Source organism: Flavobacterium sp., assembly GCF_036515215.1.
Lineage (GTDB): Bacteria > Bacteroidota > Bacteroidia > Flavobacteriales > Flavobacteriaceae > Flavobacterium.
The window spans coordinates 1-14,560 of sequence record NZ_DATBVQ010000083.1 but is presented as its reverse complement, the minus strand read 5'-3'; the positions used below and the strand labels follow the sequence as shown (position 1 = coordinate 14,560).

Sequence of the window (14,560 nt, the reverse complement as noted above, 5' to 3'; positions counted from 1 at the left end):
AAACATCCCGAATGGATGATTAAATACGGCGGAAAATATTACTACAATCCAGCCTTGCCCGAGGTTCAAACCCATTTGATTGCCGTTGTGGACGAGGTGGTAAAAAACTATGACATTGACGCCATTCATTTTGACGATTATTTCTATCCCTACAAAATAACCGGGCAAGAATTTAATGATTCAGAATCTTTCAAGAAATACGGGGCTGGAATGAGCCTGGCAGATTGGAGACGTTATAATGTCAATAATTTTGTGAAGTATTGCTCCTATTCCATAAAAAATATTAAGCCATGGGTACAATTTGGTATCAGTCCGTTCGGGGTTTGGCGCAACAAATCAGTTGATCCGAAAGGCTCCGACACCAATTCCGGACAAACCAATTATGATGATTTGTTTGCCGATCCGATGGCATGGATGGAAAACAGCTGGGTTGACTATATCCTTCCTCAACTGTACTGGAGTATGGACCACCGCACTGCTTCGTACACAAAACTATTGAGATGGTGGTCAGAAAACTCCGTAAACACTGCGGTGTACATCGGAAACGGCAGCTACAAAATAAACACCGATTCGGATAAAAGATGGAACATTCCTTCTGAAATACCAAATCAGATTGATGTAACCCGATCATTCAAAAACATCGGAGGAAACGCTTTTTTTAGTGCCAAATCATTTGTCAACAGAAACAAGGCGGTAACCGATTTACTTATGGATAACCAGTACAAATACCCTGCACTCCCTACGGTGGTTCCTCTTTCGAAGAAAACGGTGATCGATGTCCCGACGGTTTGTAACGTCACTAAAGACAATGACTGTTCCACCTATACCATCAACTATCCCATGAAAAGCAAGGTGCGTTACGTTTTGGTTTATGCTGCCAAAAATTCCGAGAAAATAGACGTTAACGACCCGAGTCAAATCATAGACAAAATTGCTTTCAAGGAAAAAAAAGACACCATTTCTATCGTTATCAAAAGAAACAATTTAGAAAAAAACAATAACTACGCCCTCTCATTTATCGATTATTATGGGAATGAGAGCGCAGCGACTTTGTTAAAAACAACCCCAGAAACCAAAACAACCCAAAGTTCTTTAAATAATGAAAATAGACAATAGACCCTGGTATTGGATACCATTTTTGAACTTTGCATCGGGCCTTCCCTACGCTATTATTATTTCGGTTTCGGTAATCATGTATAAAAACCTAGGAATCAACAATGAGGATATTGGTATTTACACCAGTTTGCTGTACCTTCCTTGGGTCATAAAACCCCTTTGGAGCCCTTTTATTGATCTGTATGCGACCAAAAGAAAGTGGTTTTTAGCCATGCAATTAGTGATCTCGATTGCGTTTTTGCTGGTGGGATTGACCATTCCGATGAATAACTTTTTCATTATAAGCCTGGCCGTCTTTTGGGTTGCCGCTTTCGCATCGGCATCCAATGATGTGGCGAGTGACGGTTTTTACATGCTGGCATTAGAGAAAGAACAACAATCTTTTTTTCTGGGAATACGCAGCACATTTTACCGCCTTTCAATGCTTACAGGAAATGGTTTGATCGTAATTATCGGTGGTTATTTGGAACAGGAATATGGGGACAAACAAAAAGCATGGTCCTATACCATGATAATCGTCGGACTCATTATGGCTCTGCTGACGATTTATAATTACTTTTCTACGCCAAAAACCGAAGTTTCCGCAACCAAAAAAGAATCGAAATCTGAACCGAAAGCGAGTTTTGGATCCGTATTCGCGAGTTTTTTCAAAAAAAAGCAAATCGGCTTGGTTCTGGCGTTTATCCTATTGTTCAGGTTGGGCGAATCCCAACTCCTAAAAATGTTAACCCCATTTCTAATTGACGACAAAGGCGTCGGCGGGATGGGGCTAACCACCCAAGATGTCGGTGTGATTTATGGCACGTTTGGCGTACTTTCATTAACCGTTGGGGGAATCATAGGGGGTATCGTTATTTCCAGGGATGGTTTGGGAAAATGGATGCTGCCGATGATTCTGGCGATGCACTTGCCCATCATCGGTTTCATACTGCTTGCTCATTTTCATCCTGCCTCTGTTTATTATATTTATGCGACCGTGATTGCGGAACAATTCGGCTACGGTTTCGGTTTTGCTGCCTTTATGATGTATTTAATTTACGTTGCCGATGGCGAATCAAAGACCTCGCACTACTCCATTGCCACTGGATTTATGGCCTTGGGAATGATGTTGCCTGGAATGCTAAGCGGATTTATACAGGGGTATTTGGGTTATGGAAACTTCTTTATTTGGGTATTCCTAGCTACTGTACCAGGGCTGATACTTTCACGATTCTTGATATTCCCGAAGGAATTTGGAAAAAAGTCGGAATAACAAAATTCGTTAACATATAAGTCATATAAGTTTTAGAAAAAAAATGTTAGCTATTCTAATGTGGCTTATATGGTTAAAAACATAATTTATGACATTAGAACAAAAAATAGGTCAGTTCTTTTTTCCGGCCGTTTTTATAAACGACACGGAAGAAAACATTCAGGCAACCGAGCAGTTGATCAGGGAACATAATATAGGCGGGCTCACTTTTTTCCACAGCAGGGCCAGTGCCGCAACTAATTATGAAGCCAAAAAGAAAATCGTTTTCAACGACGACAGCTATCAGCGGCTGAAAGACTTGATCATACGTTACCAAAAATGCGCAAACATCCCAATGTTGATGAGTATTGACGCAGAATGGGGACTGGCCATGCGTGTCGAAAAAACGCCGCAATATCCTTACGCCATCACGCTGGGGGCTTTGCCCGACAGTGAATCCCATTTGGTTTATGAAGTGGGCAAGCAAATTGGTTTGGATCTAAAGTCGGCAGGGATTCATTACAATCTGGCGCCTTTGGCCGACATCAACAACAACCCAAATAATCCGGTAATTGGATACCGTTCCTTTGGTGAAAACAAGGAAAAAGTGGCCCGTTTTGCGCTTGAATACCTGAAGGGAATGAATGATGTGGGGGTTTTGGGCTGCCTGAAACATTTTCCGGGGCACGGAAACACCAATGTAGATTCGCATTTGGGATTACCCGTATTAAAGGAAAGTTTAGAAGAGTTAATGACAAACGAACTATATCCGTTTATTAAGGGAATTGAAAACAACGTCGATTCCATCATGATAGGCCACCTGGCGGTTCCCGCTTTAAACGAAGGGAAAGATACCTCGGCCACTTTGTCGAAATCAGTGATCGAAAACCTTTTGCGAAAGCAATTGGGATATGAAGGATTGGTGATCTCAGATGCGCTTAACATGCACAGCGTTTCCAAATTGTTCGACAAAAAAGGGCAGTTGGAATGGGAAGCTTTCAATGCCGGAAATGACGTATTGTGCTTTGCCGAAAATGTGCCCGAAGGCATCCAGGAAATTCTCAAAAACGCCGATCCGGAACGCATTGAAGCCAGTTATACCCGTTTGATGAAATGCAAACAAAAGGCAGGGATTTTGGATGGTCAACAAAATGTTTCGGCAAAACTGGGTTTTGAAAAGGCATCCCTTTTGAACCGAAAAATCGCCCAAAGCAGCATTAGCAAAATTAAAGACAGTAGCAACACCACCATGGTTTTGGAAGCGTCCAAAAAAGGGAAATTGGTGTTGCTAAGTCTTCACAAGGGCATCGAAAATCCCTTTTTTAATTCCCTGACTCCCGAATTAAAAGCGCCATTATTTTCAGTTGCTCAAATAGAGCGACAAGCCGTTGCATTATTGGAAAACGAGCTTAGGCTATTCGATACTGTTTTAATTGCATTATATGTCCCAAATGCAAAGCCGTTGAATAATTTCGGCATTGACGATTCCGTATTGGAACTCCTGAAAAATTTATTTTTGACTAAAAAGTGTCTTTTATATGTTTTTGGAAACCCCTATGTTTTACAGCTTATTCCAGACTTAAAATCAGCTAAAGGCCTTGTGCAAGTCTACCAAAACTTTACTGAATTCCAAGAATGCGCGGCCGATCAGTTGCTGCAGAATTTGGAATGCAAAGGAACTCTCCCTGTGCACATTAGCAACTTATAGAACCCCGCAAATAAAAACAGACGTTTGTAAAAGTTCCTCCCATAAGCAAATGAACTTGCGATAGTTCGATACATGGCGAACACCAAATGGTTTTTAGTCGGCAGAACTTTCTTTTTGCAACCATTGAATTCCATTTTTAGAAACACCCTATTATCAAAAAAAATCGTTAGGTTGATACCTTTTTTTTTATCTATATTGCAATCTCAAACGATATAGCATGGATACCAAAATAATCAGAAATAAAGAATTGTCAATAACGGAAGCCTTGATACCAGTGGCGGCATTAATAGCCATGCTAGGCTACAACGTCTCGGTTTACGGGGATGAAGCTTTGAGCGGGAGTAATCAATTTGTTCTGTTGTTGGGTGCCGCCGTTGCCGCGATTGTTGGTTTTTTGAACAAAGTCAGCTTCGAGAAAATGATGGAGGAAGTGGCCCAAAACATAAAGTCAACCGTGGGTGCCATCCTGATATTGCTTATGGTTGGCGCATTGGCGGGAACTTGGTTAGTTAGCGGAATAATCCCTTCGATGATTTATTACGGATTGCAAATTTTGAGTCCAGCGATATTTTTGCCTGCCACTTTGATCATCTGTTCGATAATCTCTATCGCCACGGGAAGTTCCTGGACAACAAGCGCCACCGTCGGGATTGCCCTAATAGGTGTTGGAGGGGCATTGGGTTTCGACTTGGGAATGGTCGCTGGAGCGGTAATTTCGGGAGCCTATTTTGGGGACAAATTGTCTCCGATGTCAGACACAACCAACTTGGCGCCTGCCATGGCCGGAACCGACCTGTTTACACACATCAGATACATGACCTTGACCACGATACCAACCTACGTTATTACCCTTATTCTTTTCATTATTTTGGGCTTAACAGTTGACATAAAGGGGAATGTAGATATCGCCAGTCTTTTAACAGACATAGAAGCTTCCTTTACGATTTCGCCATGGCTATTCTTAGTGCCGGCGATTGTTATAGGCTTGATCATCAAAAAAACGGAACCACTGGTTGCGCTTTTAATAGGCACATTATTGGCCGCTATTTTTGCGGTAATATTTCAGCCCCATATCATTAATCAAATTGCTGGAGTGGAACAAATGACCTTCCAATCCGCTTACAAAGGGGTGATGGATGCCATTACCGGGAAGGTGGTCATAGCAACCGAAAACAAAACGCTTGCCGACCTATTCACATCAGGAGGGATGCAAAAAATGTTAGGCACCATCTGGCTGATTCTTTGCGCGATGGTTTTTGGTGGAATTATGGATGCAATCGGAGCTTTATCCAGAATAAGTAAGACCCTTTTGAAAATGGCACACACCACCTTTGGATTGTTCGCTTCTACAGTGGGAAGTTGTTTGGCCTTAAACATCACCGCATCCGATCAATATTTAGCCATTGTGGTTCCCGGAAAAATGTTTGCCAAAGCCTACAAAAACAAAGGTCTGGCGCCCGAAAATTTAAGTAGAACTTTAGAAGACGCAGGAACGGTAACTTCGGTGCTGATTCCATGGAATACATGTGGTGCCTATCAGTCCGGGACTTTAGGGGTTTCCACTTTTGACTATTTACCTTACGCCTTTTTCAATATATTGAGCCCGTTTATGACCTTAATCTTTGCAGCGTTCAATATCAAGATAAGACAGTTGGTTACGGACGAAAAACAATAACAAAAAGACATTAACGTATCAGCATAAACCGTAAAGCCATGACTTGAAAACAGTTATGGCTTTACGGTTTAAATACATAGCCAGAACTTATGATTAGATAAAAATATATAATCGAAACCGATAACGAACGGCCTTTCTTATTGCCTACTTTTGCCGGACAGTAAATAAATAAAAATCAAATACTATAATTATGTCATTAGTAGGAAAAAAATTCCCAAGCATTGCAGTTGATGCTATCTCAGAAATGGGAGACAACATGAAAATCAACATTTTCGAAGAAGCTACAAAAAACAACAAAAAAGTATTATTATTTTGGTACCCAAAAGACTTTACTTTTGTTTGCCCTACGGAATTGCACGCTTTTCAAGCGGCCTTGCCTGAATTTGAAAAAAGAAATACGATAGTACTAGGTGCTTCTTGTGACACAAACGAAGTTCACTTTGCTTGGTTGAATACTCCAAAAAACAACGGTGGGATCGAAGGGGTTACGTACCCAATCCTTGCTGACACTAACAGAAATTTATCTAACATCTTAGGTATCCTTGATATTGACTCCACTGAATATAGCGAAGAAACTGATTCGGTTATGATCGAAGGCTCTAACGTTACTTTTAGAGCTACTTACTTAATTGACGAAACGGGGAAAATTTTCCACGAAAGTGTTAACGATATGCCATTAGGCCGTAACGTAAACGAATACTTGCGTATGGTTGATGCGTATACTCATATCCAAGAAAAAGGAGAAGTATGTCCTGCGAACTGGGAAGCCGGTAAAGAAGCAATGAGCGCTGACAGAAAAAGTACTGCTGAATACTTAAGCTTAAACTAAATTAATTCACATCACGATGGCAATTAAGAAACCCTTTTGGGGCAGATTAAATTGCCATTGTTTTTTTAATGCTTTAAAAATAAAATCATGTTAATAGATTTAACCGAAGATACTTTAATCGATTTGATATCGCAAAATGACAAAGTAATTGTTCAATTTTCGGCCTCTTGGTGCGGGAATTGCAGAATCATGAAACCAAAATTCAAAAGATTGGCGTCAGAAAACGAAACTATCGCTTTTGTCCTTATCGATGCAGAAAATTCTCCTGAATCCAGAAAACTGGCCAATGTGAGTAACCTGCCTACTTTTGCCACTTTCGTGAATGGAAAATTGGTGAATGAAACACAAACGAACAAACAGGAAGTGCTAATGGAATTAGTGAACGAAATTGTTTAATTTTTTTGTTTAAAGTTTAATGTTGCCTGACCTTGTCAACAAGTTTAATGTTAAACTAAAAGCAAAATTTCATAGTAGCTAAAAACATTAAACTTTTTAAACCTCACTCCATAAACGAAAAAACATGAAATTACCCGTAATTAAGCACTTAACACAGTTCATAGAGGAAAACGATCAAGACTATATCATTGAAACGATAGAAGTTTTGGAAGCGATGACTGAAATTCCCTCATTGAAAGACGATGAATTGGATGTTATAGGAGAATTAATTTCTAATATGTACGGCGCATTGGAAGTGCATAAATTGGTCAAAAACGGAACTGACAAAAAAGAAGCGCTTAATACTTTTATGAAAAGGGTCTTGGGTTCCATCGACAAATAAAAAAACAATTTCATTACTGCCACGGAATAAACGCACTTAGAAGCAGCTGCGTTTTTTTCGTTTAAAACGAATTCACTAAAAAGGAATTCGTTTGCAATAGTTTGAGGATGGTTCTTAAATACACAACTTTATCCCGAAATTTCAGGACTTATTCTTAAATAATTTTCATACTTTTGAACTTCAAGAAAAAAAACACATTATGGCTTTAATAACATTAGGAGGAAATCCGATACATACATCTGGTGAATTACCAAAAATAGGTTCACAACTGGCTGACTTTAAATTAATACAGAGCGATCTTTCCGTTGCTTCACTAAGCAATTTTGCAGGAAAAAATCTGATTCTAAATATATTCCCAAGCATTGACACCGGAACCTGCGCCACATCCGTTAGAAAATTTAACGAAACTGCGGGAAACATCGATAACACGACAGTTTTATGCGTTTCAAGAGATTTACCTTTTGCACAAAAACGCTTTTGTGGTGCCGAAGGACTTGAAAACGTAGTTAACCTATCAGACTTTCAAGAAGGGGCTTTTGGTAAAACAAACGGTTTGGAGATTCTTGACGGTCCATTGGCCGGGCTGCATTCCAGAGTCCTTATCGTAACTGATGCCAACGGGACAATTATCCATACCGAACAAGTTCCAGAAATTGCAGATGAACCAAATTACGCGGCTGCATTAGCTGTATTAGATGAAATAGCTGTACTATAAAAGGGAATTGATGGAATTTCAAAAAGACAATACTTTCTTTACGGGCAGATTAAAGAGCGTTACTTATGCATTTAAAGGGGCGCTAAAATTAATCACTACGGAACACAGTATCATGGTTCAATTTTCCATCGGAATTTTATTGACCATTGCTGGGTTGTATTTTGGTATCACTACCACCGAGTGGCTTTTTCAAACCATGGCAATAGGACTTGTGTTGAGCATTGAAGGCTTGAATACCGCCGTAGAAAAAGTTGCCGATTTTATTCATCCCAATTACCATGAAAGAATTGGTTTTATAAAGGACATTGCTGCCGGAGCAGTTTTTTTTGCGGCCATAACGGCGATAATTATCGGTTTAATCATTTACATGCCAAGAATTTCATAGGTATATAGCACAATCAAGAATGGCGAAAACAACAAAAAAAGAACCTTTAGACAAGAAAACAGATTCTAAAACTAAAGCGGAGAAATCTTGGGAACTGACAAAGCAGCACAAAATCGTTTTGGGCAGTCTTCTGGTATTATTTTCTGTCGCTTTATTGGTTGCTTTTATATCCTTTTACATCCACGGACAAGAAGACCAAAGTGCCGTTTCTGAATTGACCAATAGAACTGAAACCGTTCAGAATTGGCTAGGGAAGTTTGGAGCCTTCCTTGCAGACCTTATTGTTTACAGAGGTTTTGGACTTGCTTCATTCCTATTTGTTCGATTGTTTTTCCTGACGGGGCTCTTTATGATTCTCGGCATTTCATCAAAAAAACTGAAAGGCATCTGGTTCTGGGATTTATTTGCCTTAATCATCATATCCGTTTTATTAGGATTTTTTGCTAGCTCACTGCCTGAATTGGGTGGTACCGTAGGTTATGAACTTAATTTGTTCCTGCAGGATTATATCGGAAAAACGGGGACTTTACTGGTTCTGCTTTTTGGACTAATCGTTTACGTGATCTTCAAAATCAAACTATCTCCAGAGAAAATTCAGTCCTTTCTTGAGAATACCAAAAAAGAAATCAAATCAGATTTGGGTTCGAATCCGGTCGCTAAAAATGAAGGCGCTTACAACTTGGAGGAATTTGCGGTAACCGAAGAAAAGGAATTGGATGACATTGCTTTGAAACCCAAAACTTCCCTGTTTGAAGTTGACAAGGAGGCCTTGAAACCAACCATTTCACATTCCTCAGAAATCAAGCTCACCACTACACCTAAACCAACGACCGCGGAAGTTGCCGCAGCGAACAACAGCTCGGCCCCTGACGATACTTTCGTTATCGAAACCGCGCCCGAAGAAGAGATCATTGAAGAGAATCTGGCGTCCAGATTGGTTTCTGATTTTGGGCTATTTGACCCTACTTTGGATTTATCCAATTACAAATACCCCACAATTGATTTACTGAAAGAATATTCTACAGGCGGGATCACGATCAACCAAGAAGAGCTTGAAGAAAACAAAAACAGGATTGTTGACACCCTACGCAACTATAAAATTGAAATTGCACAAATAAAAGCGACCGTTGGACCATCGGTGACCTTATATGAAATTGTTCCCGAAGCGGGAATCCGTATTTCAAAAATCAAGAATCTTGAGGATGATATCGCGCTATCGCTTTCGGCATTGGGTATCCGTATCATTGCCCCTATTCCGGGGAAAGGAACCATTGGAATCGAGGTTCCAAACAAGAACCCTACGATGGTTTCGATGAAGAGCGTTATTGGATCGGCCAAGTTTCAGGAAGCCGAAATGGAGCTGCCAATTGCCCTGGGAAAAACAATTTCGAACGAAACCTTTGTTGTCGATCTGGCCAAAATGCCCCATTTATTGATGGCTGGTGCCACCGGCCAGGGAAAATCTGTCGGTTTGAACGCGGTTTTAACTTCGCTGCTTTACAAGAAACACCCTGCCGAAGTTAAGTTTGTTTTGGTTGACCCAAAAAAGGTGGAATTGACGCTTTTCAATAAAATCGAAAGACATTATCTGGCCAAACTTCCGGATTCAGAAGACGCAATCCTTACTGACAACGCCAAAGTGGTGAATACTTTGAACTCGTTGTGCGTGGAAATGGACAACCGTTACTCGCTGTTGAAAGACGCGATGGTAAGAAACATAAAAGAATACAACGAAAAGTTTAAGGCAAGAAAGCTAAATCCAGACAATGGACACCGATTCTTACCTTATATAGTATTGGTGGTCGATGAATTTGCCGATTTGATTATGACCGCCGGTAAAGAGGTGGAAGTTCCCATTGCGCGTTTAGCCCAATTGGCTCGTGCCATAGGAATCCATTTGATCATCGCAACGCAAAGACCCTCGGTAAACGTGATTACCGGACTGATCAAAGCCAACTTCCCTGCCAGAATAGCCTTTAGGGTAACCTCTAAAATCGATTCGCGAACCATTTTGGACACCGCAGGAGCTGACCAGCTGATAGGACGCGGTGACATGCTTTACACTAACGGAAATGATATCGTGCGTGTGCAGTGCGCTTTTATAGACACCCCAGAGGTAGAGAAAATCACTGATTTCATTGGCTCACAGAAGGCATATGCGACCGCTTATTTGCTTCCTGAATTTGTGGGAGAGGAAAGTGGCATTAATCTTGATATGGATATATCCGAAAGAGATACTTTGTTTAGGGAAGCTGCCGAAATTATTGTGAATGCACAACAAGGCTCGGCATCGTTGTTGCAAAGAAAACTAAAATTGGGTTACAACAGGGCCGGTCGATTAATAGACCAACTTGAAGCAGCCGGAATTGTAGGACCGTTTGAAGGAAGCAAAGCACGTGGCGTAAACTTCCTGGACATGAGTTCTCTCGATCAATTTTTTAACAATGAACAAAACAATTAACAAAATGAAAAATTTTATTCTAATTACCTTTATTCTTCTTTTTAGCTTTTCGACACAAGCACAGGACAAAAAGGCAAAAGCCCTTTTGGACCAAGTGACATCAAAAGTAAGAAGCTATAATAATATCGTAATTGACTTTAAATACTCTTTGAATAACGCCAAGGAAAACATCAATCAAGACAGCAAAGGAAACGTTACGATGAAAAACGACCAATATGTTTTGAATTTTATGGGCATCACAAAAATTTTTGACGGAAAGAAAACCTACACTATTGTACCTGAAGACGAGGAAATCACAATATCAAGATTTAACGAAAAAGACGACAGCGCCATTACCCCATCAAAAATGTTGACATTCTTCAATAGCGGGTACAAATATTCAATGGATATTCTGCAAGATGTACGAGGTAGAAAGATACAATACATCAAACTGATTCCCACAAATGCGAGGGATTCAAGAAAAGAGATCCTCTTGGGTATCGACGTACAAACAAAACACATCTACAATTTAATAGAAATGGGTAAAAAGGGAACAAAAACCACTTTAACGGTTAATTCTTTTAAAACCAATCAACCTTTGTCAAAAAATCAATTTACCTTTGCCGAAAGTAAATATCCAAATTACTACATCAATAAATTAGATTAAATTATTAGGTGAAAATTCTCGACAAATACTTATTAAAAACATTCCTGATTACATTTACTACGGTATTTGTAATCTTGTTTTTTATATTCATACTTCAAACCGTCTGGCTCTTCATAGCCGAATTAGCCGGTAAAGACTTGGATATAGCCTTAATCATTAAGTTTTTATTGTTTTCGATGCCTCGAATAATCCCCTTGGTCTTGCCGTTGTCCGTGTTATTGGCTTCGATAATGACGTTTGGGAACTTGGCCGAAAACTACGAATTTGCGGCGATGAAGTCCTCCGGTATTTCGTTGCAAAGGGCCATGAGGAGCCTGACGGTATTCATCGTATTGTTGAGTATTGTGGCATTCTTTTTTGCCAATAATGTCATCCCTTTCGCGGAATACAAGTTTATTAATTTCCGGAAAAACATTGCGCAGCTAAAACCCGCTATGGCCATAACAGAGGGCCAGTTTAGCGATGTGGGTCTATACAACATCAAAGTCAATAAGAAATCAGGGGAAAACGGTAATATATTGACCGGCATTACCATTCATAAAAAATCGGCCATAGGCGACGGTAGCAAAACGGTGATCAAAGCCAAAGACGGAAAACTGATCAGCAGTGAAGAGTCAAGTATCTTGCAATTAGTGCTGAATGACGGTAATTACTATGAGGACCTTGTTCCCAAAAAATATGAAGACCGCAATAAATTGCCTTTTGCGAAAAGCGCCTTCAAGAAATACACCATCAACATTGATTTATCCCAGCTGAACAAGGTGGATGTTGATAACGAAAAGATTGCCAACACCAATACGATGTTGTCGGTAAACGAACTAAAATACACCTTGGATTCGCTGGATAAAAATTTCAAAACAGAAATTGTTTCCTTTGCGGAAAACATTAATGGGAGAACCGGCATACCACAAAACAACGTATATACCGCAAAACTCCCTAAAAAAGCAAACAGTAAGCTTTCTAAGGACATCTTGTCGTTATACACTAACGAACAAAAATCGGAAATCCTAAAAATGGCCAGCAGCAATGTTACCAGCACAAAGTATTCCATTGACGCGACAAAAGTCAATCTGGACAACAAACAGAAAAACATCAACAATCATTTGCTGGCGTTCTACGACAAATTTGTAATCGCATTCGCCTGTTTGATGATGTTTTTTATCGGAGCCCCGCTAGGTGCCATCATCAGAAAAGGCGGGCTTGGACTGCCCATCATTTTTGCCGTCCTGATATTCATATCGTTCCATTTCATCAACACTTTCGGAAAAAGAATCGCGCAGGAAAACGGGATGTCGCCATTTATGGGCGCATGGATGTCCTCTTTTATTCTTTCCCCATTAGCCATATTGTTGACTTACAGGGCAACAAATGATATCGGACTGATAAACATGGACGTTATATTAGCGCCGCTCCAAAAAATATTTCAAAAATTATTTCCATCCAAAAAATAAACACCGATCATGGTTACAAATAAAATACACCTTAACACAATTGAAGAGGCAATAGAAGACATTCGACAAGGGAAAATCATCATCGTTGTTGATGATGAGGATCGTGAAAACGAAGGTGATTTCTTGGCGGCAGCCGAAAAGGTAACCCCAGAAATGATCAATTTTATGGCCACTCATGGACGCGGATTGATTTGTGCCCCACTGACGGAAAGCCGTTGCAAGGAATTGGGATTACACGTAATGGTCACCAACAATACCGATCCAATGGAAACCGCTTTTACGGTTTCGGTTGATTTAAGGGGTAATGGCGTGACTACAGGAATTTCGGCCGCTGACAGGGCCAAAACGGTTTTGTCATTGGCACATGCCGATACCAAACCACATGATTTGGCAAGACCGGGACACATATTCCCTCTCATCGCTAAACAAGGAGGCGTGCTCAGAAGAACGGGACATACCGAAGCGGCAATCGATTTTGCCCGATTAGCAGGTTTCAAATCGGCGGGGGTTATCGTTGAGATCATGAACGAAGACGGAACCATGGCGCGTTTGCCCCAGTTGGCAAAAGTGGCCAAGAAATTCAATTTGAAATTGGTTTCCATCGAAGCTCTTGTCGCCTACAGAATGCAGCATGACAGTCTGATCGTAAAAAAAGAAGATTACAATATAGAGACTCGTTTTGGAACTTATCGATTGAGAGCGTACCAGCAAACGACCAACAAGCAAATACACATTGCCTTGACCAAAGGAACTTGGAACATTGGCGAGCCCGTGCTAACGAGAATCAACTCGACGCTTGTAAACAACGACATTTTGGGGACCTTGACCAATGACGCCAACAAAAAATTGGACGATATGTTTCAATTAATCAACCAAGAGAAAAAGGGCGCTATCCTTTTTATCAATCAGGAAGTGCAATCGATCGATTTGTTGAACCGCATCGTCGAATTGAAAGGATTGCAGGCCCAAGGCATTTTTAAGGCGCCGCAGGTCAAGATGGACAACAAGGATTTCGGTATCGGAGCGCAGATATTGCACGACATCGACATCTCAAAAATACGGTTAATATCCAATGCCGTGCAGACCAAACGCGTTGGGATGATAGGATACGGGCTGGAAATCACAGAATACGTAGGCTATTAAAGCCATTTCGATTTATTTCTTAAAAATAAATTCTCGCTAAAGCGAAGGAAATGAAACAATTAAAAAAAGGCCCGAAAAATAGCGCCAATTTTTATCGAAATTGTTTTTGTAAACCGAAAAAGGTGCTTATATTTGCACTCGCAATCAGCAAATGATTGTGCGACTGGAGAAATGGCAGAGCGGTCGAATGCGGCAGTCTTGAAAACTGTTGACTGTAACAGGTCCGGGGGTTCGAATCCCTCTTTCTCCGCCAGATAGGGTTTCAAAAGAAACTTTAAAAGTCAAAAGCCTTTAAATACTAGTATTTAAAGGCTTTTTCGTTTTTTATAATGTGTCAAAAAACACATATACAATCAAAGAACAGTGACCCTATTGGTGACCCTATTTTATTTTCAGCCATTTTTGCTAAAATAGGGTCACTA

General features: G+C 40.4%; 13 protein-coding genes and 1 tRNA gene. All 14 read left to right on the top strand.

All coding sequences use genetic code 11. The features are described 5' to 3' along the window. A partial coding sequence (locus VIH09_RS06035; RefSeq protein WP_331578907.1) for a glycoside hydrolase family 10 protein occupies positions 1-1,116 on the top strand: 1,116 nt, incomplete at its 5' end. After that, positions 1,100-2,368, top strand: a complete 1,269-nt coding sequence (locus VIH09_RS06030; RefSeq protein WP_331578905.1) for an MFS transporter — start codon at positions 1,100-1,102, stop codon at positions 2,366-2,368. The genes VIH09_RS06035 and VIH09_RS06030, both read left to right, overlap by 17 nt. A gap of 88 nt (positions 2,369-2,456) precedes the next feature. Then, a complete protein-coding gene (locus VIH09_RS06025) occupies positions 2,457-4,055 on the top strand; it encodes a glycoside hydrolase family 3 protein (protein WP_331578903.1) in 1,599 nt (532 codons plus the stop codon). 217 nt (positions 4,056-4,272) lie between these two features. Further along, positions 4,273-5,730, top strand: coding sequence for a Na+/H+ antiporter NhaC (nhaC, locus tag VIH09_RS06020; RefSeq protein WP_331578901.1), 1,458 nt, complete (start codon positions 4,273-4,275; stop codon positions 5,728-5,730). 190 nt (positions 5,731-5,920) lie between these two features. Then, positions 5,921-6,559 (top strand): peroxiredoxin, encoded by a 639-nt coding sequence (locus VIH09_RS06015; protein WP_331578899.1) that lies wholly within the window; start codon positions 5,921-5,923, stop codon positions 6,557-6,559. Positions 6,560-6,646: 87 nt separating this feature from the next. Next, on the top strand, positions 6,647-6,955 hold the full coding sequence (locus VIH09_RS06010; RefSeq protein WP_331578897.1) for a thioredoxin family protein: 309 nt from the start codon (positions 6,647-6,649) through the stop codon (positions 6,953-6,955). A gap of 124 nt (positions 6,956-7,079) precedes the next feature. Further along, on the top strand, positions 7,080-7,337 hold the full coding sequence (locus VIH09_RS06005) for a DUF6952 family protein (RefSeq protein WP_331578895.1): 258 nt from the start codon (positions 7,080-7,082) through the stop codon (positions 7,335-7,337). 199 nt (positions 7,338-7,536) lie between these two features. Further along, positions 7,537-8,052 carry a thiol peroxidase gene (tpx, locus tag VIH09_RS06000; protein WP_331578893.1) on the top strand — a complete coding sequence of 172 codons (516 nt, stop codon included), beginning with the start codon at positions 7,537-7,539 and terminating at the stop codon, positions 8,050-8,052. A 10-nt stretch (positions 8,053-8,062) separates the two neighbouring features. Continuing rightward, positions 8,063-8,437, top strand: a complete 375-nt coding sequence (locus tag VIH09_RS05995; protein WP_331578891.1) for a diacylglycerol kinase family protein — start codon at positions 8,063-8,065, stop codon at positions 8,435-8,437. 19 nt (positions 8,438-8,456) lie between these two features. After that, entirely contained in the window at positions 8,457-10,898 is a 2,442-nt protein-coding gene (locus VIH09_RS05990; RefSeq protein ID WP_331578889.1) for a DNA translocase FtsK, read from the top strand. 4 nt (positions 10,899-10,902) lie between these two features. After that, complete coding sequence (locus VIH09_RS05985; RefSeq protein ID WP_331578887.1) at positions 10,903-11,544, top strand: outer membrane lipoprotein carrier protein LolA; 642 nt, start codon at positions 10,903-10,905, stop codon at positions 11,542-11,544. 8 nt (positions 11,545-11,552) lie between these two features. Then, positions 11,553-12,995, top strand: a complete 1,443-nt coding sequence (locus VIH09_RS05980; protein ID WP_331578885.1) for an LptF/LptG family permease — start codon at positions 11,553-11,555, stop codon at positions 12,993-12,995. Positions 12,996-13,004: 9 nt separating this feature from the next. Next, a complete protein-coding gene (ribB, locus tag VIH09_RS05975; RefSeq protein WP_331578883.1) occupies positions 13,005-14,138 on the top strand; it encodes a 3,4-dihydroxy-2-butanone-4-phosphate synthase in 1,134 nt (377 codons plus the stop codon). 165 nt (positions 14,139-14,303) lie between these two features. After that, positions 14,304-14,391, top strand: a tRNA-Ser gene (locus VIH09_RS05970). Positions 14,392-14,560: the final 169 nt, after the last annotated feature.

Excerpts from the sequence above, each read along its gene's own strand:
- VIH09_RS06030 (WP_331578905.1), top strand. The coding sequence starts at position 1,100 with ATGAAAATAGACAATAGACCCTGGTATTGGATACCATTTTTGAACTTT.
- VIH09_RS06025 (WP_331578903.1), top strand. The coding sequence starts at position 2,457 with ATGACATTAGAACAAAAAATAGGTCAGTTCTTTTTTCCGGCCGTTTTT.
- nhaC (WP_331578901.1), top strand. The coding sequence starts at position 4,273 with ATGGATACCAAAATAATCAGAAATAAAGAATTGTCAATAACGGAAGCC.
- VIH09_RS06015 (WP_331578899.1), top strand. The coding sequence starts at position 5,921 with ATGTCATTAGTAGGAAAAAAATTCCCAAGCATTGCAGTTGATGCTATC.
- VIH09_RS06010 (WP_331578897.1), top strand. The coding sequence starts at position 6,647 with ATGTTAATAGATTTAACCGAAGATACTTTAATCGATTTGATATCGCAA.
- VIH09_RS06005 (WP_331578895.1), top strand. The coding sequence starts at position 7,080 with ATGAAATTACCCGTAATTAAGCACTTAACACAGTTCATAGAGGAAAAC.
- tpx (WP_331578893.1), top strand. The coding sequence starts at position 7,537 with ATGGCTTTAATAACATTAGGAGGAAATCCGATACATACATCTGGTGAA.
- VIH09_RS05995 (WP_331578891.1), top strand. The coding sequence starts at position 8,063 with ATGGAATTTCAAAAAGACAATACTTTCTTTACGGGCAGATTAAAGAGC.
- VIH09_RS05990 (WP_331578889.1), top strand. The coding sequence starts at position 8,457 with ATGGCGAAAACAACAAAAAAAGAACCTTTAGACAAGAAAACAGATTCT.
- VIH09_RS05985 (WP_331578887.1), top strand. The coding sequence starts at position 10,903 with ATGAAAAATTTTATTCTAATTACCTTTATTCTTCTTTTTAGCTTTTCG.
- ribB (WP_331578883.1), top strand. The coding sequence starts at position 13,005 with ATGGTTACAAATAAAATACACCTTAACACAATTGAAGAGGCAATAGAA.